Genomic DNA, 20,077 nt, shown 5'->3' with positions numbered 1-20,077 from the left:
CTGCTCGCCGCGATGGACGACGGATGGGCCGACCCGGCCCGGCTCCACCGCGAGGGGCGTCGCGCGCGGATGTTGCTCGATGCCGCCCGCGAGACCGTGGCCGGCGTGCTGGGTGCCCGCGCCCCCGAAATCAGCTTCACGGCCAGTGGCACCGCCGCGGCCCACCTGGCACTTCTCGGTACCGCGGCGGCTCGCCGCCGGGCCGGCGGGGTGGTCGTGGTCAGTGCCGTGGAACACTCCAGCGTCCTGCACGCCGCCCAGCGCCACGAAGGTGCCGGCGGCGAGGTCGTGACGATCGGGGTGGACCGGCTCGGCCGCGTCGAGCCGGCCGCCTTCGCCGCCGCGCTCGACGCCCGCCCGGACACGGCGGTCGCGGCGCTACAGCATGCCAACCACGAGGTCGGCACGGTCCAGCCGGTCGCCGAGGTGGCGCAGGCGCTGCGGGCGCGGGGCGTGCCGCTGCTCACCGACGCCGCGATGACGCTGGGGCGGATCCGGGTCGATCTGCCCGAGCTGGGTGCGGACCTTCTGACCGCGAGCGCGCACAAGTTCGGCGGGCCGCCCGGAGTGGGCCTCCTCGTGGTCCGCACGGGAACCAGGTGGGCCGCGCCTGGGCCGGCCGACGAGCGCGAGTACGGGCGGGTCCCCGGTTTCCCCAACGTTCCCGCCGTGGTGGCGACGGCGGCCGCGCTGGCCGTGCGCGCCACGGAGATCGACGCCGAGGCACCACGGCTGGCGTCCTACGCGAACCGGCTGCGCGAGCGCCTGCCGGCGCTGGTTGAGGACGTCGAGCTGCTCGGGCCGGGCGGCACCGATCCCGCGGTCGCCCTGCCGCATGTGGTGGCCTTCTCGTGTCTGTACGTCGCGGGCGAGGCGCTGCTCGCCGAGCTCGACCGGGCCGGCATCGCGGTCAGCTCCGGATCGAGCTGCACCGCCGACACCCTGACGCCCAGCCACGTGCTGGTCGCGATGGGCGCGCTGACCCACGGCAACCTGCGGGTCTCCTTCGGCCGGGAGTCCACCGAGGCGGACGTCGACACGCTGTTGGCCGCGCTGCCGGCCGCGGTGCGGGCTGTGCGTGAGCGTGCCGGCGCGGCGGGACTTTGATGAACGCCATGCCCGAGCCACCCGCGGTCGTCGTCGACGCCCTGGGGCGGCGGTGCCCGCTGCCGATCATCGAGCTGGCCCGGCGCATCCGCGACGTCGAGGTGGGCCAGCTCGTCGAGCTGCGGGCCGACGACCCGGCGGCCGCGGCGGACGTCGCCGCCTGGTGCCGGATGCGCGGCCACGAGCTGGTCGCCGCGCCCACCGCGGACGTCTTCCTCGTCCGCAGGCAGAGCTGAGCGACCCGCCTGCCGCAGGCACCACGCCGGCGGGCACCCGACCCGCCGAGGCACCCGACCCACCGGCAGGCACCCGACCCGCCGGCAGGCGTTCGCCCGCCGGCGGAGCCGAGCGCTGCCGTGATCAGAGCGCGGGCAGGTACCCGGCGATCTCGTCGGCGGCCGCTGCCCCGTACGCCTCGGTGAGCCGGTTCACGAACGTCTCGCGCTCCACCGTGTACTCCTGGGTGCCGACGGTCTCCAGCACCAGCGTGGCGAGCATGCACCCGACCTGAGCGGCCCGCTCCAGCGACAGGCCCCAGGAGACACCGGAAAGGAAACCGGCCCGGAAGGCGTCGCCCACCCCGGTCGGATCGGCGGTGCTGAGCGCCGGAACAACCGAAACCTTGATCGCTTCGCTGCCGGCGGACTCGATGACGACGCCGTCCTTGCCCAGTGTCGTCACCCGCACCTGGACGCGGCCGAGGATTTCCTCGTCGGTCAGGCCGGTCTTGGAAGCCAGCAGCGCCTTCTCGTACTCGTTGCAGAAGAGGTAGGCGGCACCGTCGATGAGCGAACGGATGCTCTCGCCGTCCATTGTCGCCAGCTGCTGGGACGGGTCCGCCGCGAAGGCGTAGCCACGCTCCCGGCACTCCTCGGTGTGGCGGATCATCGCCTGCGGGTCGTTGGGGCTGATCACCACGAGGTCGAGCCCACCGAAGCGCTCGGCGACGGGACGCAGCTCGATGCTCGCCGCCTCGCTCATCGCGCCGGGGTAGAACGACGCGATCTGGCAGAGGTCGTTGTCCGTGGTGCACACGAACCGGGCGGTGTGCGCGATCTCGCTCACCCAGACCGAGGCGGTGTCGACGCCGTGCCGGTCGAGCCAGGAGCGGTAGTCGGCGAAGTCCTCACCGACCGCGCCGACCAGGATCGGATGGAGCCCGAGGCGCCCCAGGCCGAAGCCGATGTTCGCCGCGACCCCACCGCGGCGGATCACCAGCTCGTCCACGAGGAAGGACAACGAGACCCGCTCGAGCTGGTCCGCGAGCAGCTGCTCGGCGAACCGCCCCGGGAAACGCATGAGGTGGTCAGTGGCGATGGACCCAGTCACGGCGATACGCACGAGGACGCAGCCTACCGCCAGCCCTCAGCCGGCCAGCAGGGACATCACCGCACCGTTCGGACGTGTGCCGAACATGCCCGCCTTCGTGCGTGTGTACCCGGAGACGTGTGTACCCGGAGAAATGACGGAACCCGGCGTGACAGACGGCGTCACGCCGGGTTCCGTTCCTGGCAGTGCTGAGCTACTGACTCCAACCGGAGCCGGCACGGTGCCTGGGCCGCCGAGACGGCCCGACCGCTCCGGTGCCGATCATCCGATCAGCCGGTCATCGGCCGATCAGTGGAAGGAGTCTCCACACGCGCAGGAGCCCTGCGCGTTCGGGTTGTCGATCGTGAAGCCCTGCTTCTCGATGGTGTCGACGAAGTCGATCGTCGCGCCACCGAGGTACGGGAAGCTCATCCGGTCCACCGCGACCTTGACTCCGGAGAAGTCGAGGACGGTGTCACCGTCGAGCTTGCGCTCGTCGAAGAAGAGCTGGTAACGCATGCCCGAGCAGCCGCCGGGCTGCACGGCGATCCGGAGCTGGAGGTCGTCCCTCCCCTCCTGCTCGAGCAGGGTCCTCACCTTGCCGGCGGCCGTGTCGGTGAGAACGACGCTGCTCGGCCTGGTCTCGGTCTCGGTTGTGTCCTGCACGGTCATAGGGGCTGCTCCCTGCCCTTGTGGACGTGCCTGGTTCACCAGGCTTCCTGGTACCCAAGGCGGCCGTACGCGGGAAGTGGCGCCGGGCGACGCCTCCCCACGGGCGACACACCTGCCGTGCCGCCGTTCTTGCTCAACACCGCGAGCAAGGATCCGCTTCCCATCGTAGCCAGCGACCTGGATGTCGGCCACGACGCGCAAGTGACATGCGTCCTTGATCTCAGGGCCGACCGCCCCAAGTTCGCGCAGACCAGGCGATCCGGAGTTAGAGTCTGAACGACCATTAGCACCCGGAGCTGTTCGGCACAGTGTTGTGACCGGCACGTTTTCGGCGTCCGGCACGTTTTCCGTGACCGGCCCGGCCCCCGTGGCTGGCCCGGTTCCCGGGCCCGCGTGGTTCCCGGGCCGGTCTCGCGGTCGCCGCGGCTGTTCGCGGCCCGCGAACAGCCGCGCGGCACGGTCCGGCGATGGCCCGCCAGGCCGGACCCGCCCCCGACCCAACCGACCGACCGACCGACCCGATCGACCCCCGCCACCGGCCACCGGCCACCGGCCACCACGACGAAACAGCCACGACAAAGAACCGGCCACGACGAACCGGCCACGAGCAGCGAGCGGCGGCGGCCCACCGGGCCAGCCCGAAGGAGCGGACATGACTGTCAACCCAGCCCTGGAACGCCTGGGCGTCACCGCGTCGCCGCTCGCGCTGCTGCTGCTCGGGCGGGACGCCGACCCGGGCAGCGAGCGGGGTGTCGAGTGCCCCGGCGATCTCCCGCCGGCGGCCGACCCCGGGCTGGCCGAGCGAGCCCGGGCGGCCAAGACGGCCCTCGGCGACGACGTGTTCGTCCTGGGGCACCACTACCAGCGCGACGACGTCATCGCGTTCGCCGACGTCACCGGGGACTCGTTCAAGCTCGCCCAGCAGGCGGCGGCCCGGCCGGCGGCCAGCTCGATCGTGTTCTGCGGCGTGCACTTCATGGCGGAGAGCGCCGACATCCTGACCGCGGACCACCAGCGGGTGATCCTTCCCGACCTCGCCGCCGGCTGCTCGATGGCCGACATGGCCACCGCCGAGCAGGTGGCACAGGCCTGGGACGACCTGCTCGACGCGGGCGTCGCCACGGACACGGTGCCGGTCAGCTACATGAACTCCTCCGCCGCGATCAAGGCCTTCACCGGGCGCCATGACGGGACGATCTGCACCTCGTCCAACGCCGAGCGGGCGCTGGGCTGGGCATTCGGCGAGCGGCGCGGGAAGCGGGTGATCTTCCTGCCCGACCAGCACCTGGGGCGCAACACCGCCATCGACAAGCTGGGCATGTCGGAGGCCGACTGCGTGGTCTACGACCCGCGGCGGCCCGGCGGGGGCCTGACCCGCGCCCAGTTGCGCGACGCGCGGATGATCCTCTGGCGCGGCCACTGCTCGGTGCACGGCCGTTTCACCCGGGAGTGTGTGGACGAGGTACGCAACCGCGTTCCGGGGGTACAGGTCCTGGTGCACCCCGAGTGCCGGCGTGACGTCGTCGAGGCCGCCGACCTGGTCGGTTCCACCGAATACATCATCAAGGTGGTGGACGAGGCCCCGCCCGGGGCCATGTTCGCCGTGGGAACCGAGCTGAACCTGGTACAACGGCTGGCGAACCGTCATCCTGACAAGAAGATCGTCTTCCTCGACCGTACGGTGTGCTTCTGCTCCACGATGAACCGCATCGACATGCCGCACCTCGTGTGGACGCTCGAGGCGCTCGCTCGTGGGGAGACCGTGAACCGCATCACCGTCGACCCCGAGGTCGCGACATACGCCCGAAAGGCCCTTGACCAGATGTTGGCTCTCCCCTGATGGCCCTGCTGAAGAAGCGGAACACCGAGTCCGAGGCGGGCTCGCCTGTCGGCGACGAGCCGGTGGCGGCGTCCGCTCGGGCCGGTGGTGACTCCGCCGAGAACGCCCGGGTCACCGCCGGGAAGGGGCGGCCGACCCCGAAGCGGGCGCAGGCGCGGGCCGCCCGGCCGCGCGGCGGCGCCGGGGCGGTGCGCGCCGCGACCGGCAAGGAGGGCCGGCGGCTGCAGCGCGCCGAGCGACGCGAGCAGAGCCAGCAGTACCGCTCGGCGATGATGTCCGGGGACGTCAACAAGCTCCCGCCGCGTGAGCGGGCACCCGAGCGGGTGATCGCGCGTGACTTCGTCGACACCCGGTTCAACATCGGGCCGGTCTTCCTGGCCGTGGCCCTCGTCTACTTCATCGGCGGCTTGGTTCCGAACTCCTACGTGCGGCTGACCGCGACCTACCTCATGTTGGTCGGAATCATCGCCGTCGTCGTGGACTCGATCGTGCTGGCCCGGCAGGTGAGCCGGCGGGTGGCGGAGAAGTACCCGGACTCCCGGGTGAAGGTGCGGGCCTACTCGGCTCAGCGGGCGCTGCTGCCGCGCCGCTGGCGGATGCCCCGTCCCCGGGTCTCCCGGTCGGATCGCTGACCCGCGCGCCCGGACCACTGACCCGCGCGGCCCACGCCCCACTGCGCCCTTGCCCTTGGCCCTGCTCCTGCTCCTGCTCCCGCTCGCAGGCAGAACGCGCCAGGAGACGGCGAGGCAGCGGGCGATCGTGTGAAAGGGTTCGGCTGTGAAGCATCGACGCCTCGGTAACAGCGGACTGTCGGTCAGCGAGATCTCCTACGGCAACTGGATCACCCATGGTGACCAGATCGAGGCCGACGCCGCGACCGCCTGCGTGCACGCGGCCCTCGACGCGGGGATCACCACCTTCGACACCGCGGACGTCTACGCCCAGACTCGCGCCGAATCCGTCCTCGGTGCGGCCCTCGCCGGTGTGCGGCGAGAGTCCTACGAGCTGTTCACCAAGGTCTTCTGGCCGACCGGACCTGGTGAGAACGACAAGGGGCTGGGCCGCAAGCACATCATCGAGTCGGCGCACAACTCGCTGCGCCGGCTGGGAACCGACCACATCGACCTCTACCAGGCCCACCGGTACGACCCGACGGTGCCGTTGGAGGAGACGCTGCGCGCCTTCGACGACCTGGTACGCGCCGGCAAGGTGCTCTACGTCGGCGTCTCGGAGTGGACGGCGGCGCAGATCGCCGACGCGGTGCGGATCGCCGGCGAGCTGGGCCTGGACCGGATCATCTCCAACCAGCCGCAGTACTCGATGCTGTACCGGACTATCGAGGCCGAGGTCGTCCCCACCTCGCGGGACCTGGGCATCTCGCAGATCGTCTGGTCGCCGATCGCCCAGGGTGTGCTGACCGGCAAGTACCTGCCGGGTAGCCCGCCACCGGCCGGCAGCCGTGCGACGGGTGGCACCGGAGCCGGCTTCATCGCCCGTTTCATGACGGACGAGGTCCTGACCGCGGTCCAGGAGCTGCGCCCGATCGCGGCGGATGCCGGCCTGACGATGGCGCAGCTCGCGGTCGCCTGGGTCCTGCAGAACGACAACGTGGCGTCGGCCATCGTCGGGGCCACCCGGCCCGAGCAGGTCAAGGACAACGTCGGGGCAAGCGGGGTGGTCCTGGAACCGGCTCTGCTCGCCCGGATCGACAAGGTTCTCGCCTCGGTCGCGACCACGGAGCCCGAGGGCGCCTGAGCGGCGCCATGCCCTCCGCCCGGTGCGGGTGCCGTCCGGTGAAGGTGCTGGAGGGCACCCTCACCGGACGGTGAACGCCCTGGCCAGCGCAGCCCAGGTCCGGTCCAGGTCCGACCCGGGCAGGAACCGGCCGGCGAGCTCCAGCAGCACCGTGCCGTGCGCCGCCGCCCACAGCGCCTGAGCCAGGTAGGGCTCTCCGGTGGCCCGGTAGAACGGCTCGCCCGACCAGTCCTCGAGCCCCGGTGTCAGGTCGGTCCGCCCGAGCGGGTCGACCGCCGTCAGCCGGTAGAGGTTCGGCCGTCCCAGCGCGTACCGGCGGTACTCGGCCAGCAGCCGGCCTACGACGTCGTCCGGCCCGGATGCGTCCACCACCCGGTGCAGGACGTCGCCGATCTCCCAGAGCGCGGTCTCGATCAACGCGGTCTCGACCGCGGGCTTGCCGGGCAGGTGCTTGTACAGCGACGGCGCACGGATGCCGAGCACCTCCCCGAGACGACGCATCGTGAGCGACTGCGCGCCTTCGTCCTCCAGCAGTCGCAGTGCCGCCTGCAGGATCTCGGTGACCCGGGCGGAGCGGGCCGGTGGCACCGGCCGCGGCGCGATCCGCGCCACGGGAAGCGCCATGCCCGCCGCGCCCGCGGCCACCGCGCCCGCAGCCGCCACACCCGCAGCCGCCGTGCTCGCGGCGACAACGCCCACGGCATCTGTGCTCACCGCAATCCCTCCCTCGCCCACCGTCCACAAACCGCCGCCCGGCTCACCGCAGCGGCGTGAGGGCGAACACGGGATGGCGCGGAGCGATGCGGGCGAGATCCTCGTCCGAGGACTCCGGACCCACGCCTTCGAAGAACGCGCCGACCTCCGCCTTCCACTTCACCAGATAGGCGCGCAGCACCGGGACCTGCTCCGGGCCGGTCAGCTCGACCGCCCGGTAGCTCGTCCGCCGGCGCCCGAGTACCAGCGCCAGCTCACCGTCGGCGGCACGCACGTTGCGGACCCACTGGCCGTGCCCCCGCGCTGAGACGAGGTACTGACGCCCGTCCAGGGTCAGGAGGTTAACCGGCACCCGGCGGATCTGGCCCGAGGAACGGCCGCGAACCTCCAGCATCCGGCTGCCCCACACGCTCAGCCCGAGCCCGTTGACCAGCGCCACCGCACGGTTGGCCACGTTCCTGGTGAACCAGCCGGGCTGACGGTAGTGCCGGGTCTCGCCCGCGTTCGCCGCGCTGTCCGCGTTCGCCGCGCTGTCCGCGTTCGCCGCGCTGTCCGCGTTCGCCGCGCTGTCCGCGTTCGCCGCGCTGTCCGCGTTCGCCATCATGATCGACGCCTCACTTCCGGGATCGCCACCCACACCGGAGCTAACGTTGTTAGCCAACGCCTGCAGCTAACAGCGTTAGCCGAGTGGGTGTCAACCCCTTCGGGCCCGATCGTTGCGACTTTCCGGGTGAGCTCTGCTACCTGCCGAGCCCGGGTCCGCGGGCGGCGGAGATACGGCCGCTCAGGTCACCGGCCGCAGGCTCATCGGCCCGTAGACGCGGGTACCCGACTCCATCAGGCTCACCTGCGTCACCCCCTTGTCCAGCAGGTCGCGCCACAGCTCGCCGATCCACGTCTCGGCGTCGCCCTGGCTCGTGAACGACTCCGATCCGTTCGCACCGTCCACCGCGACGACCGAGCCGTCCTCTGCCTCGTACCGCCAAGTCCAGCTCACGGTCCACGTCCTTCCCGACGTCCGGCGGCGTCGACCGCCCGGCCGGGGCCACCACAGACCCCGGGAGATGCCCATTACCCCATCCAAGCGCGCGCGACCCGCGGATGAGTGCCACATGCCACGTGCACGCCACGGATGCTCCGTGCACCTCTCGGCCTGCGGCGACCGGCGCTCATTCGGACAAGGGCGGCATCAGTGGCCCGTGGGTCGGTAACGTCGGTTCCGGCCGCGTCCCGACGCGCGCGGCCCCGGCCCGGTGCCGGCTCCACCGAGTGAGACCACACGGTTCGAGCCCGAAGCAGTTCAGCTCGTCAGAGATCGTCAGAGAGGATGGCAGCAGTGACTCCCGCCTACACCGCCGCGGCGGTACTCGCCGAGACAGCCGAGCACCACGAGGGGGGCATCGTATGGTGGGCCGCCGCCCTGCTCACCTTCGGCGCGATCGCCGCGCTCGCCGTGGTCCTGACCCTGATGACGCTCTGGGAGCGCAAGCGCCACCCGCACGCCCACCACTAATCATCGACGAAGGGCCAGGGGCGCGGTGCGGCTCACCCTGCTGGGAACGGGTTCGGCTGACGGATGGCCGAACCCGTGGTGCGAGTGCGCCTCCTGCGCGTGGGCCCGCACGCATCAGCCACGTGGCCAGAGCGCCGTCCTCGTCGACGATCGTCTCCTCATCGACTTCGGGCCGGACGTCCCCCGCGCGGCGGCGCGGTTCGGGGTGAGCCTCGCGGGCCTGCGCCACCTCCTGGTGGGGCATGCCCATCCGGACCACCTCGGACCGGAGGCGCTGATGTGGCGCTCCTGGTCCACCGTCGCGGACCAGCCGCTCGACGTGCTGGCTCCCCCCGCGGCGCTGGAGGTCTGCCGGGCCTTCATCCGCCGCTGGGAGGGCCGGGAAGCCGGCGCGGACGGTTCGCCGCTGCGCCTGCTGCCCGCCATCGCCGACGAGCCCGTCGAACTCGGCCGGGGCGACGAGCCGCGCTACCTGGTGCGTCCGGTGGCCGCCCGGCACGGCGACGCCGACATCGGGCCGGCGGTGCTCTTCGACGTCACCACCCCGGACGGATCACGGCTGCTGTACGGCTGCGACACCGCCGCGCCCCTGCCACCGCAGACGCTGACCGCACTCGCCGGCCGCGCGTTCGACGTCGTGCTGCTGGAGGAGAACAACGGCGACCGCCCGGGGTTCGGCGAGCACCTGGACCTGCCCTCGTTCGCCCGGCTCGTCGCCGAGCTACGCGAGCTCGGGGCCGTCGTCGAGTCCACCAGGGTGCTCGCCGTCCATCTGAGCCACCGCAACCCGCCCGGCGACGAGCTGGCGCGGCGGCTGCACGACATCGGCGCCGAGGCCCCACCCGACGGCACCATCCTGGACGTCCCACCACGCGCACCCTCGAGGGCACCGTCGGTGGCGCAGTCCGTGGCGCAGTCGGGGACGGACCCGCGGCGACCACCGGCACCGTCGGACCGGCCGGAGCCACGGACACCACCGCGGCGGGTCCTGGTCACCGGTGGCACCCGGTCGGGCAAGTCCGCGCACGCCGAGCACCGGCTGCTCGCCGAGCCGGACGTCCTCTATGTCGCCACCAGCCGGCCCGCGGACGGATCCGACCCCGACTGGGCGGCCCGGATCCAGGCCCACCGCGACCGCCGACCGCCGGGCTGGAGCACCGTGGAGACCCTCGATCTCGAGCCGCTGCTGCGCTCGCCCGGCCCCGCGCTGCTCATAGACAGCGTCTCGCTGTGGGTCGCCGCGCGGCTGGATGAGGACGAACAGGACTTCGAAGCGTCCGTGCACGGCCTGGTCGAGGCCTGGCGTGATGCGCGGCGGCGCGTGGTGGCGGTGACGGACGAGGCCGGCTCGGGCCCGGTGGCGCCGACCGCGGTGGGGCGCCGGTTCGTCGACCGCCTGGGCGAGGTCAACTCCCGGCTCGCGGCCGAGGCGGACGAGGTCTGGCTGTCCGTGGCCGGCCTGCCCGTCCGGCTACGCCCCGCCGCACCCGCCGGCTGACCAAGCCGGTCGGAGGCCGGCCGGTCGGTCGGAGGCAGGCCGGTCGGTCGGAGGCAGGCCGGGCACAGCACGCGGGCGCGGCCCGGGCTCTCGGCGACAGTGGCGTCAGTGGCGTCAGTCGTGCAGGAACGAGTACAGGTACAGCCCGGACGAGCCGGCCACCACCAGGCCGGTGCCGTCGGGCAGCCAGGCGCAGCCGCGGGCCGTGCCCTCGAACCGCATCATCGCGCTGCAGGTCCACGTCCGCGGATCCCAGATCCGCACCGACCCGTCGCCACCCGCGCTGGCCAGCCAGGACCCGTCCGGCGCGAAGCTCACCTCCCGGACGGCCTGCGTGTGGCCCTCGAGCACGGTCAGCGCCCGGCCGGTCGCGACGTCCCAGATCCGCACGGTGTGGTCCTGCCCGGCGGAGGCCAGCAGCCGGCCGGCCGCATCGGTCGCGAGCCCGAGCACCGGCCCGCGGTGGCCACGCAGCACCGCCCGCTGCTCGAGGGTCACCACATCCCACATCCGCACGGTCGCGTCGTCGGCGCCGGAGGCGAGCCACGTCCCGTCCGGGCCGGCGACGCAGGCCGGCACCCGGGCGGTGTGGCCGGTGAAGGTCGCCATCCACTCTCCGGACTCGGCGTCCCACAGGCGCACCGAGTCGTCCTCGCAGCCGCCTGCGACCCAGGTTCCGTCCGCGGCCACGGCGAAGCCGAGGATCGCCGCGTCCGCGGTGAGCACCGCCCGCACTGTCCCGGTGGCCGGCTCCCAGAGCCGCAGCGCGTTCGGCTGGGCCGGCACGACGGCCCACCCCCGTCCGGGTCACTGCGGCACCCCCGGGCCGGGCCAGGCAGCCCCGTCATCGCCGCGCCCGGCTCACCGGTCACCAGGTCCCAGGCGGTGACGGTTCCGTCGTCGCTGGACGACACGACGTAGCCGGCGGCGCCCGCCGCGGCACCGTCGAGGCTGGACCCGCCGAGGCCAGCGCGGTCGCCGCCGGCCGCGATGGCGCGCACGACGACGGCGCACCCCCGGGTGCCCTCGTTGCGTTCCGCGGTCGGCACCCGAGGCAGCTCCCCCCGGGTGCTCCAGAGCCGGATCGTGCCGTAACGGCCGCCTGAGGCGATCCAGGAGCCGTCCGGGGCGACGACGCAGGCCCGGGTGCCGACCGCCCCGGTCAGTTCGGCCCACTGGGTACCGTCGCCGGGGTCGCGCACCGCGATCACATCCCCTTCCGGCGCGACGGCGAAGGAGCCGTCCGGGGACAGTGCACAGGCGTGGACCGGGCGCCCGCCGTCGCCGATCGTGGCGACCTGTCGGCCGGTGACCGTGTCCCACCGGCGCAGCGTGCCGTCCTCCCCGGCCGAGACCAGCCAGGATCCGTCCGGGCCGTAGGCCAGCGCGAGCACCGGCCCGAGGTGACCGGGCAGGCGGCTGCCGGCGGCGCCGGTGCGCAGGTCGACCGGCCAGATGGCTCCGTCGTCACCGGCGACGACGACAGTCGTCGGGTCCGGGCCGACCGCGCAGCAGCGCAACGGTCCCACCGCCACCGGCACGGTCAGCGTCGGGCTGCCCGTGGCGACGTCCCAGGTCCGCAGCGTGCCGTCGGAGCCGACCGCGACCACCGAGCGGCCGTCGAGGCTCACCGCGACGCCGTTCACCGGGCCCCGGTGGCCGCGCAGGACGAGGCGGGCGGAGCACCCCGCACCGACCATCCCGTCCACCTCGGCTACCTCGGCCGTGCGGTGCGCGCCGGGTGCCCGCGATCCCTCGCCCGGGACGTCCCAGATCCGCACGGTGCCGTCGAGGCCGGCGGAGGCCAGCCAGCCGCCGTCCGGGGCGATGGCGCAGCTCAGCACGTTGCCGGTGTGCCCGGTGAACATCGACCGCGCGATGCCCGTGCCGACCGTCCAGGTCCGCAGCGTCCCGTCCGTGCCGGCCGAGGCCAGCCAGGAGCCGTCGGGTGCGACGGCCAGCGCGTGCACCTGCCCGCGGTGGCCGGCCAGCACCCGCCGCAGCGCCGGGTGTGGCTGGTCGGGCAGCGGCCACCGGTTGACCAGCCGCGGACCGGCGAGCTCACGGGCCAGCGCCGCCCGCGCCGGCTCCAGCGCGCGGACACCGTCCAGCCGGCTCAGCACGATCGCGCCGAGCGCTCCGGCCGGCGTGGTCGGAGCGAGCAGATGCGCGTTCTGCCCGAGCGCCCGGGCCAGCGCGGGGGCGAACTGTCGGCACAGGTCGTCGACCTCGTCGCGGTCCAGCTCACCGGTGGCGGACCAGTAGGCCGCCAGGACGTCCCGCCCGATCGCGGCATCCTCGCCGACCACCGCGCGCTCCAGGTACCGGCGCAGGCTCTCGCCGGTCGGCCGGCCCAGGCCCGCCGCCGGGACGGTCGGCAGACCGGGCGGCTGGGCGGCAGACACATCCGGCAAATTACCGGAACACCCCGCGCCCGGCGGGCCGGACGACACAGTGGGACCACCTGCGGACGCGGGCCGGTCCCGGCACCTGGCCGGGGTCGGACGAAGGCGGTCCATCAGGTAATAAGGACCTGTGGACATCACCCCGGCCGGATCCGCCCCGCAGCCGCCGACCTCGACCGCCTTTCCGGACGTACCGGATCTCGACCAGGACGCCATGGCGGCCGCGCGGAGCCGCCACGGCATCCTCACCAAGCCACCAGGCGCGCTCGGCCGCCTCGAGGACCTGTCGATCTGGCTCGCGGGCGCGCAGGGAACCTGCCCACCCCGGCCACCCGCCCGCATCCGGGTGATCGTCATCGCCGGTGATCACGGCATCGCGGCCGCCGGCGTTTCCGCGTTCCCGTCGGAGGTCACGGCGCAGATGGTGGCGAACTTCGCCGCCGGCGGCGCGGCCGTCAACGTGCTGGCGCGCCAGGTCGGCGCGTCGGTCCGGGTGGTCGACGTCGCCGTCGACACACCGGAGCCGACCGCCCTGGGCGGCGTCGACGGCACGGCACCACCCGAGCGGTACCGGATCCGCCGCGCGAGCGGACGGATCGACCAGGATGACGCGCTCACCCCGGCCGAGGTCTCCGCGGCGTTCGCCGTGGGCCGGCTGATCGCGGACGAGGAGATCGACGCCGGCGCGGATCTGCTCATCCCCGGCGAGATGGGTATCGGCAACACCACCGCGGCGGCGGCGGTGATCGGCGCCCTGCTCGACCTGGAGCCGGCCGAGGTGGTCGGGCGCGGAACCGGCATCGACGACCAGCGATGGATGATCAAGGTCGCCGCGATCCGGGACGCGATGCGGCGAGCCCGGCACGCCGGCAACGCGCTGTCGGTGCTGCGGGTCGCGGGCGGGGCGGATCTCGCCGCACTCGCCGGCCTCCTCGTCCAGGCGGGCGTCCGGCGCACACCGGTCGTTCTCGACGGAGTGATCGTCTGCGCGGCGGCGCTGGCCGCCGAGACCATCGTTCCGGGCGCGAGGCAGTGGTGGGTCGCCGGCAGCCGCTCCCCCGAACCGGCGCAGCGGTTCGTCCTCAACCGCCTCGGGCTCGAGCCGCTCATGGACGCCGGTCTGCGCCTCGGTGAGGGCACCGGCGCCCTGCTCGCCGTGCCGATGCTGCTGGCGGCGCAGCGCACCCTCGCCGAGATGGCGACGTTCGACCAGGCCGGCGTCAGCAGCGGGAAGAACGACCCGTCCGACCCGGCCCCCAGCGAAAGCGAGGGCGACGGCGAGGGCTCGGGCGACGGGCCGGCCGCCGACGGCACCAGCACCGACGCCCCGTGACCGCCCCGGTGATCGGGGTGCGTGCGGCCGTCACCCTGCTCACCGTGCTGCCGATCCGCGGCCCCGAGCGCCTGGACCGCACCACCGCCAGGCGCGCCATGCTCGCGGCTCCCGCGGTCGGGTTCGCGCTCGGCTTCGTCTGCGCCCTGGTGGTGCTGGGTCTGCGGGTCATGACGAAGCCACCGGGCGAACGCCCGCAGACGCTGCTTCCCGCTGTCGTCGGCCTCGCGCTGATCGCGCTGCTCACCCGCGGCCTGCACCTGGACGGGCTGGCGGACGTGGCCGACTCGTTCGGCGTCCGCGGCGGCCGTGACCGGATGCTCGCCGTCATGCGGGAGTCGACCATCGGTGCCTTCGGCGCGATCACCGTGCTGTTCGTGGTGCTCATCCAGGTCTCGGCGCTGAGCGTCGCGATCAGCGCGCACCGGGGCACCGTGTCGATCCTGGTCGCGGCGATGACCAGCCGGCTCGCCGCGACCTGGTCCTGCGTCGAGCGGACACCGGCGGCCCGGCCGGACGGCCTCGGCGCGCTGGTCGCGGGCACGGTGCGCCGCCGCGACGCGATAGCGGCCACCGCCGGTGTGCTGCTGGTGGCCGCGCTGGCCGGGCGGTTCGACTTCCACGGTGGCGACGACGGCAGGGCCGTCCGCGCCGTGGTGGCCGTGATGGTCGGGCTCGCCGCGGCGTTGCTGGTCCGCCACCGCCTCGTCCGCCGCTTCGGTGGCATCACCGGCGACACGCTCGGCGCGACGATCGAGATCACCCTCATGGTCTGCCTGCTGACGATGGCCATGACGATCCCGACGCCGGCCCTGCGGTTCCTCGGCCTCGCCTAGCGCCCGGCGGCGCCTTGTGCGCCGCCGCTACCGCTACCGCTACCGCTACCGCTAGCGCGGGGAGGCGGAGACGAACGGCGGGCGGACCACCGTCATCGCCGAGACGCGGCCGCGCACGTCCACCGTCACGGTGTCGCCCGCGGTCACCGACCGGTCGAGCAGGGCGAGGCCGATGCCCTGACGCAGCGTCGGCGAGAACGTGCCGCTGGTGACCTCGCCGACCTCGGCGCCACCGGCACCGGTCACCCGCATATGCGGGCGTGGGATCCCGCGGTCGTTCGAACGCAGGCCCCACAGCGAGCGGGCCGCGCCGGCCGCACGCTCGGCGAGCAGCGCCTCGCGGCCCCAGAAGGCCGGCTTGTCCCAGCCGACCGCCCAGCCGGAGCGGGCCTGCACGGGCGAGATCGACAGCGACAGGTCCTGGCCGTGCAGCGGGTAGCCCATCTCGGTCCGCAGCGTGTCGCGGGCGCCGAGGCCACACGCAAGACCACCGACGCCCGCCGCGGCCGCCAGCACCTCGTCCCAGAGCAGCACCGCGTCCTCCCAGCGGGGCAGCAGCTCGAAACCGATCTCACCGGTGTAGCCCGAGCGGCAGACGACGACCGGACGACCCTTCCAGTCGGCGTCGGCGAAGCTCATGTAGGCACCGTCAGCCGGCAGCCCCAGCGCGGCGAGGACCTGGACCGACGCCGGGCCCTGCACGGCGAGGACGCCGTAGTCGGTGTGCAGATCCGTCACCGCCACCCCTGACGGCGCGGCCGCGGCCAGCCGCCGGACGACCTCGGCGGTGTTCGCGGCGTTCGGGACCAGGAACACGTCGTCATCGGCGTAGAAGTAGGCGATGAGGTCGTCGACGACACCGCCGGTCTCGTCGCAGCACAACGTGTACTGCGCCTGGCCGGGACCGATCCGGCGCAGGTCGTTGGTCAGGCACGAGTTGACGAAGTCGACCGCGCCGGCGCCGCGCACGCGGGCCTTGCCCAGATGGCTGACGTCGAAGACACCGACGGCGGAACGCACGGCGGCGTGCTCGGCCAGCACCCCGCGACCCGCGTACTCGATCGGCATCGCCCAGCCGCCGAAGCCGGCCATCTTCGCACCCAGCTCGACGTGCCGCTCGTACAGCGGGGACCGACGCAGCTCTGTCCTTCCGGCGCCCTCTGTCATTGCCGCAGCGTAGCGGTCCGGCGGGCCGCGCCGTCGCCGACGGCGATGTCCCGGCCGACCACCGACCCCCGACCCGATGCCCGCCACGCCCCGGCAACAGGCCTGTCACGGCCTGGCAACCGGCCTGTCACGGCCCGCGCAGAGGGTCCCACCCGCCGCCACACGACTGCCACCGCCACCCGGGGCGCCGCCGGTCGGGCCCAATACGCTCGGGCAATGACCGTCACCTCTGTCGCCGCCACCGCGCTCACTGATCTCGACGTCGACGCGATCGTGGTCGGAATAGCCAAAGGCGAGGACGGCCCGGTGCCTCTCGGCGGGACCGGGCCGCTCGACTCCGCGCTCGGTGGCCGCCTGGCCCGGATCCTCGCCGATCTCGGGGCGACCGGTGCCGCCGGCGACACCGTGCGGTTCGCGACGCTGGGAACGCTGACGGCTCCGACCGTCCTCGCGGTCGGCCTCGGCGATCACAGCACGTTCCTGCGCGACGCGGAAACCGACCACGAGGCCCTGCGGCGCGCGGCCGGCGCGGCTGTCCGGGCACTCGCCGGAGCGACCCGAGTGGCCACCACGCTGGCGCTCGCCGGCGGCGAGGCGAGCCCGTCGTCGCTGCGCGCGGCGGCCGAGGGGTCGCTGCTGGGTGCCTATGCCTTCGACAGCCTGCGCGCCACGTCCACCAGGCCGGCCCCCGTCCAGGAGATCGTCCTGGTGGTCGAGGAGCCGGCGGCCGTCGCCGCGGCCGAGGCCGCCATGGCACGGGCGGTGATCATCAGCGAGTCCGTCGCGCTCGTCCGGGACCTGGTGAACACGCCGCCGAGCCACCTCTCCCCCGCCCGGCTGGCCGAGATCGCGATCGAACGGGCCGGTGCCGTCGGTGTCGAGGTGACGGTGCTGGATGAGCAGGCCCTCGCTGACGGGGCCTTCGGTGGCCTGCTCGGCGTCGGCCAGGGCTCGGTCAACCCGCCGCGGCTCATCCGCCTGCGCTACGCGGGCGCCGGTGACGCGGGCACCGGTGAGAGGACCGCCGGCGAGGGCGACAGCGAGAGCACGGGCAGCGGTGACGGCACAGCCGTCCCGGCCACCGACCTGGCCCTGGTCGGCAAGGGCATCACGTTCGACTCCGGCGGCCTCTCGCTGAAGCCGCCGGTGGCCATGGAATGGATGAAGAGCGACATGGCCGGCGCGGCGTCCGTGCTCGCGTCGGTGATCGCCGCGGCCAGGCTGGGGCTTGCGATCAACCTGACCGGCTGGATGCCCTGCGCGGAGAACATGCCCTCCGGCGAGGCCATCCGACCCTCCGATGTGATCACTCTGCGGGGCGGGAAGCGCGTCGAGGTGCTCAACACCGACGCCGAGGGCCGGCTGGTTCTCGGCGATGCGCTGGCCCGCGCCAGCGAGGACCACCCGGCACTCATCGTGGATGTCGCCACGCTCACCGGCGCGCAGATCGTGGCACTGGGCACCCGCACCAGCGGCGTGATGGGCCGGGGTGACGCACCGGACGCCGTCGTCGCCGCCGCAGGGCGCGCGGGCGAGACGGTGTGGCCGATGCCGATGCCGGCGGAGCTGCGCAAGAGCCTCGACTCGGTGGTCGCCGACCTGGCGAACGTCGCGCCCGGCGGCAACCGCGACGCCGGGATGCTGCTGGCCGCGCACTTCCTCGCCGCCTTCGTGCCCGAGGAGATCCCCTGGGCGCACGTCGACATCGCCGGGCCCTCCTGGAACGGCGGCGAGGCCTACGGCTACACGCCGAAGGGGGGCACGGGGGCGATCGTGCGCACCCTCGTCCAGCTGGCCGAGGACCGCGCGGCGGCCCTCTGACGCCGCCGGGTTGCGCTGTGTCACCCCGCTGGTTCGCGAGGTCACCCCGTGGGTTCGCGAGATCCGACCGGGCAGCCGCGTCGGGCCACCGGGGGTGAGCCGCGCCACATCTCGGTGGCGTGATGCGGCACAGTCGGCGTCGTGGAGCCCAGACAGGCCGCCTGCTCGTGAAAGACTGGACCCAGCCGGTACAGCTGTGCATGGGGGGCGTTCGTCCCCCCGATGCACAGTCGTTCCGGCTGGGCTCACCGGCCATGACGACGGCCACGCTCCTGCCGCCGCCATGCCGGGACCCTGGCGTCCGCAAGTCGTCGAAGAAGGGACCTCGCGTGGCGGACACAGCGGCCGGTCCCGTCGATCTGGTCATCCTCGGTGGTGGCAGCGGCGGGTATGCCGCCGCGCTGCGGGCCGCGGAGCTGGGCCTGCGGGTCGTCCTGATCGAGAAGGACAAGCTCGGCGGCACCTGCCTGCACCGCGGCTGCATTCCGACCAAGGCGCTGCTGCACGCGGCCGAGGTGGCGGACACCGTCGCCGACAGCGCCGCCTTCGGGGTCCACGCGACCCTGGGCGGTATCGACCCGGCGGGCGTGGCGCGGTACCGCGACTCGGTCGTGGACGGTCTGTACAAGGGGCTCACCGGGCTGGTGCACTCCCGCGGCATCGAGGTGGTCGCGGGAGCCGGCCAGGTGGTGTCCCCGACGGCGGTGGCCGTCGGGGACCGGCTGATCGAAGGCCGGCACGTTCTGCTCGCCACCGGTTCGGCGCCACGGACCCTGCCCGGTCTCGACATCGACCACCGCACGGTGATCGACAGCGACGACGCGCTGGCGCTGGGGCGGGTACCCGCGTCGGTGGTCGTCCTCGGTGGTGGCGCGATCGGGTGTGAGTTCGCGTCGGTCTGGCGCTCGTTCGGCGCCGAGGTGACCATCGTCGAGGCGCTGCCCCATCTGGTCCCGGCCGAGGACGAGGCCAGCTCGAAGCTGCTCGAGCGCGCCTTCGGCCGGCGCGGCATCTCACTGCGTCTCGGTGTCCCGTTCGCGGACGCGAAGACCACCGACCGGGGGGTGACGGTCGTCCTCGAGGACGGGGCGACCATCGACGCCGAGCTGCTCCTGGTGGCCGTGGGGCGCGGCCCGGTCTCCGCCGGGCTCGGCCTGGAGCGCATCGGCGTCACCACCGACCGCGGCCACGTCGTCGTCGACCCCCAGCTGCGGACGAACCTGCCGACGGTCTCCGCGCTCGGGGACCTTCGGCCAGGGCTCCAGCTCGCCCACGTGGCGTTCGCCGAGGGAATCCTGGTCGCGGAGCGGCTCGCGGGGCTCGACCCGGTGCCGGTCGACTACGTGAACGTTCCGCGGGTCACGTACTCACACCCTGAGGTGGCATCCGTCGGCCTGACCGTCGCCGCCGCGCGCAAGCGTTTCGGTGAAGTCGACACCGCCACCTATCACCTGGCAGGAAACGGCAAAGCACGGATCCTGCGCTCGTCGGGAGCGGTAACCGTGGTCTCGGCGCAGGACGGGCCCGTCCTCGGCGTCCACATGGTGGGCGACCGGGTGGGCGAGTTGATCGCCGAGGCCCAGCTCATCACCAACTGGGAGGCATACCCGACCGACGTCGCCCAGCTGATCCACCCGCACCCGACCCTCTCCGAGGCGCTCGGTGAGGCGCACCTCGCTCTCGCCGGCAAGCCACTGCACGTCCACAGTTAGCCTGCGGTGCCCGCCGCTCGTACCTGACAGCCCGACCGGGCAGCAGGGCGCGACGTCGGGCGCGACGAAGGAGTCGTTGTCAGAATGTCAGTTTCCGTCACAATGCCCCGCCTCGGGGAGAGCGTCTCCGAGGGGACGGTCACCCGCTGGCTGAAGAAGGAAGGCGAGCGCGTCGAGGCCGACGAGCCGCTGCTGGAAGTGAGCACGGACAAGGTCGACACCGAGATCCCCGCGCCGGCCTCCGGCGTCCTCGGTTCAATCAAGGTTGCCGAGGACGAGACCGTCGAGGTCGGCGTCGAACTGGCCGTGATCGAGGATGGCGCCGCCGCGGCTGCCGCCCCCAGCGCTCCGGCCGCGCAGCCCGCACCCGCCCCCGAGCCGCCGAAGGCCGTCGCC

Annotated in this window: 19 protein-coding genes and 2 pseudogenes; 12 read left to right on the top strand and 9 right to left on the bottom strand. The window is 73.4% G+C overall.

The genetic code is table 11. The features are described 5' to 3' along the window. Together FREUN1FDRAFT_RS31225 and FREUN1FDRAFT_RS31220 are read left to right on the top strand one after the other, a co-directional pair. Window positions 1-1,107: cysteine desulfurase family protein (locus FREUN1FDRAFT_RS31225; protein WP_035954988.1), on the top strand; the 1,107-nt coding region annotated here is incomplete at its 5' end. Then, on the top strand, window positions 1,107-1,343 hold the full coding sequence (locus FREUN1FDRAFT_RS31220) for a sulfurtransferase TusA family protein (RefSeq protein ID WP_006544317.1): 237 nt from the start codon (window positions 1,107-1,109) through the stop codon (window positions 1,341-1,343). The genes FREUN1FDRAFT_RS31225 and FREUN1FDRAFT_RS31220, both read left to right, overlap by 1 nt. Window positions 1,344-1,467: 124 nt before the next feature. Here the strand turns inward: FREUN1FDRAFT_RS31220 and FREUN1FDRAFT_RS31215 are convergent, their stop codons facing one another. After that, the gene (locus FREUN1FDRAFT_RS31215; RefSeq protein WP_006544316.1) at window positions 1,468-2,448 is read right to left on the bottom strand and encodes a carbohydrate kinase family protein; all 981 of its coding nucleotides are present in this window, start codon (window positions 2,446-2,448) and stop codon (window positions 1,468-1,470) included. Between the two features lie 276 nt (window positions 2,449-2,724). After that, window positions 2,725-3,087 (bottom strand): iron-sulfur cluster insertion protein ErpA, encoded by a 363-nt coding sequence (erpA, locus tag FREUN1FDRAFT_RS31210; RefSeq protein WP_006544315.1) that lies wholly within the window; start codon window positions 3,085-3,087, stop codon window positions 2,725-2,727. A gap of 652 nt (window positions 3,088-3,739) precedes the next feature. Here erpA and nadA point away from each other — a divergent pair. From nadA to FREUN1FDRAFT_RS31190, 3 genes are all read left to right on the top strand, one after another. After that, window positions 3,740-4,927, top strand: a complete 1,188-nt coding sequence (nadA, locus tag FREUN1FDRAFT_RS31200) for a quinolinate synthase NadA (protein ID WP_006544314.1) — start codon at window positions 3,740-3,742, stop codon at window positions 4,925-4,927. After that, entirely contained in the window at window positions 4,927-5,559 is a 633-nt protein-coding gene (locus tag FREUN1FDRAFT_RS31195; RefSeq protein ID WP_006544313.1) for a DUF3043 domain-containing protein, read from the top strand. Before nadA ends, FREUN1FDRAFT_RS31195 begins: the two co-directional genes overlap by 1 nt. A gap of 145 nt (window positions 5,560-5,704) precedes the next feature. Beyond that, window positions 5,705-6,682, top strand: a complete 978-nt coding sequence (locus tag FREUN1FDRAFT_RS31190; protein WP_006544312.1) for an aldo/keto reductase family protein — start codon at window positions 5,705-5,707, stop codon at window positions 6,680-6,682. A gap of 60 nt (window positions 6,683-6,742) precedes the next feature. Here FREUN1FDRAFT_RS31190 and FREUN1FDRAFT_RS31185 read toward each other — a convergent pair whose 3' ends face one another. From FREUN1FDRAFT_RS31185 to FREUN1FDRAFT_RS31175, 3 genes are all read right to left on the bottom strand, one after another. Beyond that, the gene (locus tag FREUN1FDRAFT_RS31185; protein WP_035954980.1) at window positions 6,743-7,306 is read right to left on the bottom strand and encodes a TetR/AcrR family transcriptional regulator; all 564 of its coding nucleotides are present in this window, start codon (window positions 7,304-7,306) and stop codon (window positions 6,743-6,745) included. A gap of 133 nt (window positions 7,307-7,439) precedes the next feature. Then, window positions 7,440-8,000, bottom strand: a complete 561-nt coding sequence (locus tag FREUN1FDRAFT_RS31180) for a nitroreductase/quinone reductase family protein (RefSeq protein WP_006544310.1) — start codon at window positions 7,998-8,000, stop codon at window positions 7,440-7,442. Between the two features lie 180 nt (window positions 8,001-8,180). Beyond that, on the bottom strand, window positions 8,181-8,393 hold the full coding sequence (locus FREUN1FDRAFT_RS31175; protein ID WP_006544309.1) for a hypothetical protein: 213 nt from the start codon (window positions 8,391-8,393) through the stop codon (window positions 8,181-8,183). Window positions 8,394-8,732: 339 nt separating this feature from the next. Here FREUN1FDRAFT_RS31175 and FREUN1FDRAFT_RS45430 point away from each other — a divergent pair, with 339 nt between their 5' ends. Both FREUN1FDRAFT_RS45430 and FREUN1FDRAFT_RS31170 read left to right on the top strand, forming a co-directional pair. Then, on the top strand, window positions 8,733-8,909 hold the full coding sequence (locus tag FREUN1FDRAFT_RS45430) for a hypothetical protein (protein WP_006544308.1): 177 nt from the start codon (window positions 8,733-8,735) through the stop codon (window positions 8,907-8,909). A gap of 25 nt (window positions 8,910-8,934) precedes the next feature. Next, entirely contained in the window at window positions 8,935-10,407 is a 1,473-nt protein-coding gene (locus FREUN1FDRAFT_RS31170; protein WP_006544307.1) for a bifunctional adenosylcobinamide kinase/adenosylcobinamide-phosphate guanylyltransferase, read from the top strand. Between the two features lie 114 nt (window positions 10,408-10,521). Here the strand turns inward: FREUN1FDRAFT_RS31170 and FREUN1FDRAFT_RS46955 are convergent, their stop codons facing one another. From FREUN1FDRAFT_RS46955 to FREUN1FDRAFT_RS46945, 3 genes and pseudogenes are all read right to left on the bottom strand, one after another. Next, complete coding sequence (locus FREUN1FDRAFT_RS46955; RefSeq protein ID WP_232295494.1) at window positions 10,522-10,905, bottom strand: WD40 repeat domain-containing protein; 384 nt, start codon at window positions 10,903-10,905, stop codon at window positions 10,522-10,524. A gap of 54 nt (window positions 10,906-10,959) precedes the next feature. Next, window positions 10,960-11,097 (bottom strand): annotated as a pseudogene (locus tag FREUN1FDRAFT_RS46950) (hypothetical protein); the annotation flags it as partial. Window positions 11,098-11,510: 413 nt separating this feature from the next. Next, window positions 11,511-12,926, bottom strand: a pseudogene (locus tag FREUN1FDRAFT_RS46945) (WD40 repeat domain-containing protein); the annotation flags it as partial. A gap of 16 nt (window positions 12,927-12,942) precedes the next feature. On the opposite strand from FREUN1FDRAFT_RS46945, the gene cobT reads away from it, so the two are divergent. After that, a complete protein-coding gene (cobT, locus tag FREUN1FDRAFT_RS31160) occupies window positions 12,943-14,145 on the top strand; it encodes a nicotinate-nucleotide--dimethylbenzimidazole phosphoribosyltransferase (protein ID WP_006544304.1) in 1,203 nt (400 codons plus the stop codon). Next, window positions 14,142-14,981, top strand: a complete 840-nt coding sequence (gene cobS / locus FREUN1FDRAFT_RS31155; RefSeq protein WP_006544303.1) for an adenosylcobinamide-GDP ribazoletransferase — start codon at window positions 14,142-14,144, stop codon at window positions 14,979-14,981. Before cobT ends, cobS begins: the two co-directional genes overlap by 4 nt. A 51-nt stretch (window positions 14,982-15,032) precedes the next feature. Here the strand turns inward: cobS and gcvT are convergent, their stop codons facing one another. After that, entirely contained in the window at window positions 15,033-16,148 is a 1,116-nt protein-coding gene (gene gcvT / locus FREUN1FDRAFT_RS31150) for a glycine cleavage system aminomethyltransferase GcvT (protein ID WP_006544302.1), read from the bottom strand. Between the two features lie 216 nt (window positions 16,149-16,364). Between gcvT and FREUN1FDRAFT_RS31145 the strand changes: the two genes are divergently transcribed. The 3 genes from FREUN1FDRAFT_RS31145 to FREUN1FDRAFT_RS31135 form a co-directional block, all read left to right on the top strand. Continuing rightward, window positions 16,365-17,969, top strand: a complete 1,605-nt coding sequence (locus FREUN1FDRAFT_RS31145) for a leucyl aminopeptidase (protein ID WP_006544301.1) — start codon at window positions 16,365-16,367, stop codon at window positions 17,967-17,969. A gap of 329 nt (window positions 17,970-18,298) precedes the next feature. Next, window positions 18,299-19,681 (top strand): dihydrolipoyl dehydrogenase, encoded by a 1,383-nt coding sequence (lpdA, locus tag FREUN1FDRAFT_RS31140; protein WP_035954964.1) that lies wholly within the window; start codon window positions 18,299-18,301, stop codon window positions 19,679-19,681. Between the two features lie 84 nt (window positions 19,682-19,765). Next, window positions 19,766-20,077 (top strand): biotin/lipoyl-containing protein (locus FREUN1FDRAFT_RS31135; protein WP_006544299.1); only part of this gene is annotated, 312 nt, incomplete at its 3' end.

It is taken from the genome of Parafrankia sp. EUN1f, from assembly GCF_000177675.1.
Taxonomy (GTDB): domain Bacteria; phylum Actinomycetota; class Actinomycetes; order Frankiales; family Frankiaceae; genus Parafrankia.
This window is presented reverse-complemented; position numbering and strand designations above follow the sequence as displayed.

What these genes read in the sequence shown, in the direction of transcription:
- FREUN1FDRAFT_RS31220 (WP_006544317.1), top strand. Translation starts at nt 1,107, where the DNA reads ATGAACGCCATGCCCGAGCCACCCGCGGTCGTCGTCGACGCCCTGGGG.
- erpA (WP_006544315.1), bottom strand. Translation starts at nt 3,087, where the DNA reads ATGACCGTGCAGGACACAACCGAGACCGAGACCAGGCCGAGCAGCGTC.
- nadA (WP_006544314.1), top strand. Translation starts at nt 3,740, where the DNA reads ATGACTGTCAACCCAGCCCTGGAACGCCTGGGCGTCACCGCGTCGCCG.
- FREUN1FDRAFT_RS31195 (WP_006544313.1), top strand. Translation starts at nt 4,927, where the DNA reads ATGGCCCTGCTGAAGAAGCGGAACACCGAGTCCGAGGCGGGCTCGCCT.
- FREUN1FDRAFT_RS31185 (WP_035954980.1), bottom strand. Translation starts at nt 7,306, where the DNA reads ATGGCGCTTCCCGTGGCGCGGATCGCGCCGCGGCCGGTGCCACCGGCC.
- FREUN1FDRAFT_RS31180 (WP_006544310.1), bottom strand. Translation starts at nt 8,000, where the DNA reads ATGATGGCGAACGCGGACAGCGCGGCGAACGCGGACAGCGCGGCGAAC.
- gcvT (WP_006544302.1), bottom strand. Translation starts at nt 16,148, where the DNA reads ATGACAGAGGGCGCCGGAAGGACAGAGCTGCGTCGGTCCCCGCTGTAC.
- FREUN1FDRAFT_RS31145 (WP_006544301.1), top strand. Translation starts at nt 16,365, where the DNA reads ATGACCGTCACCTCTGTCGCCGCCACCGCGCTCACTGATCTCGACGTC.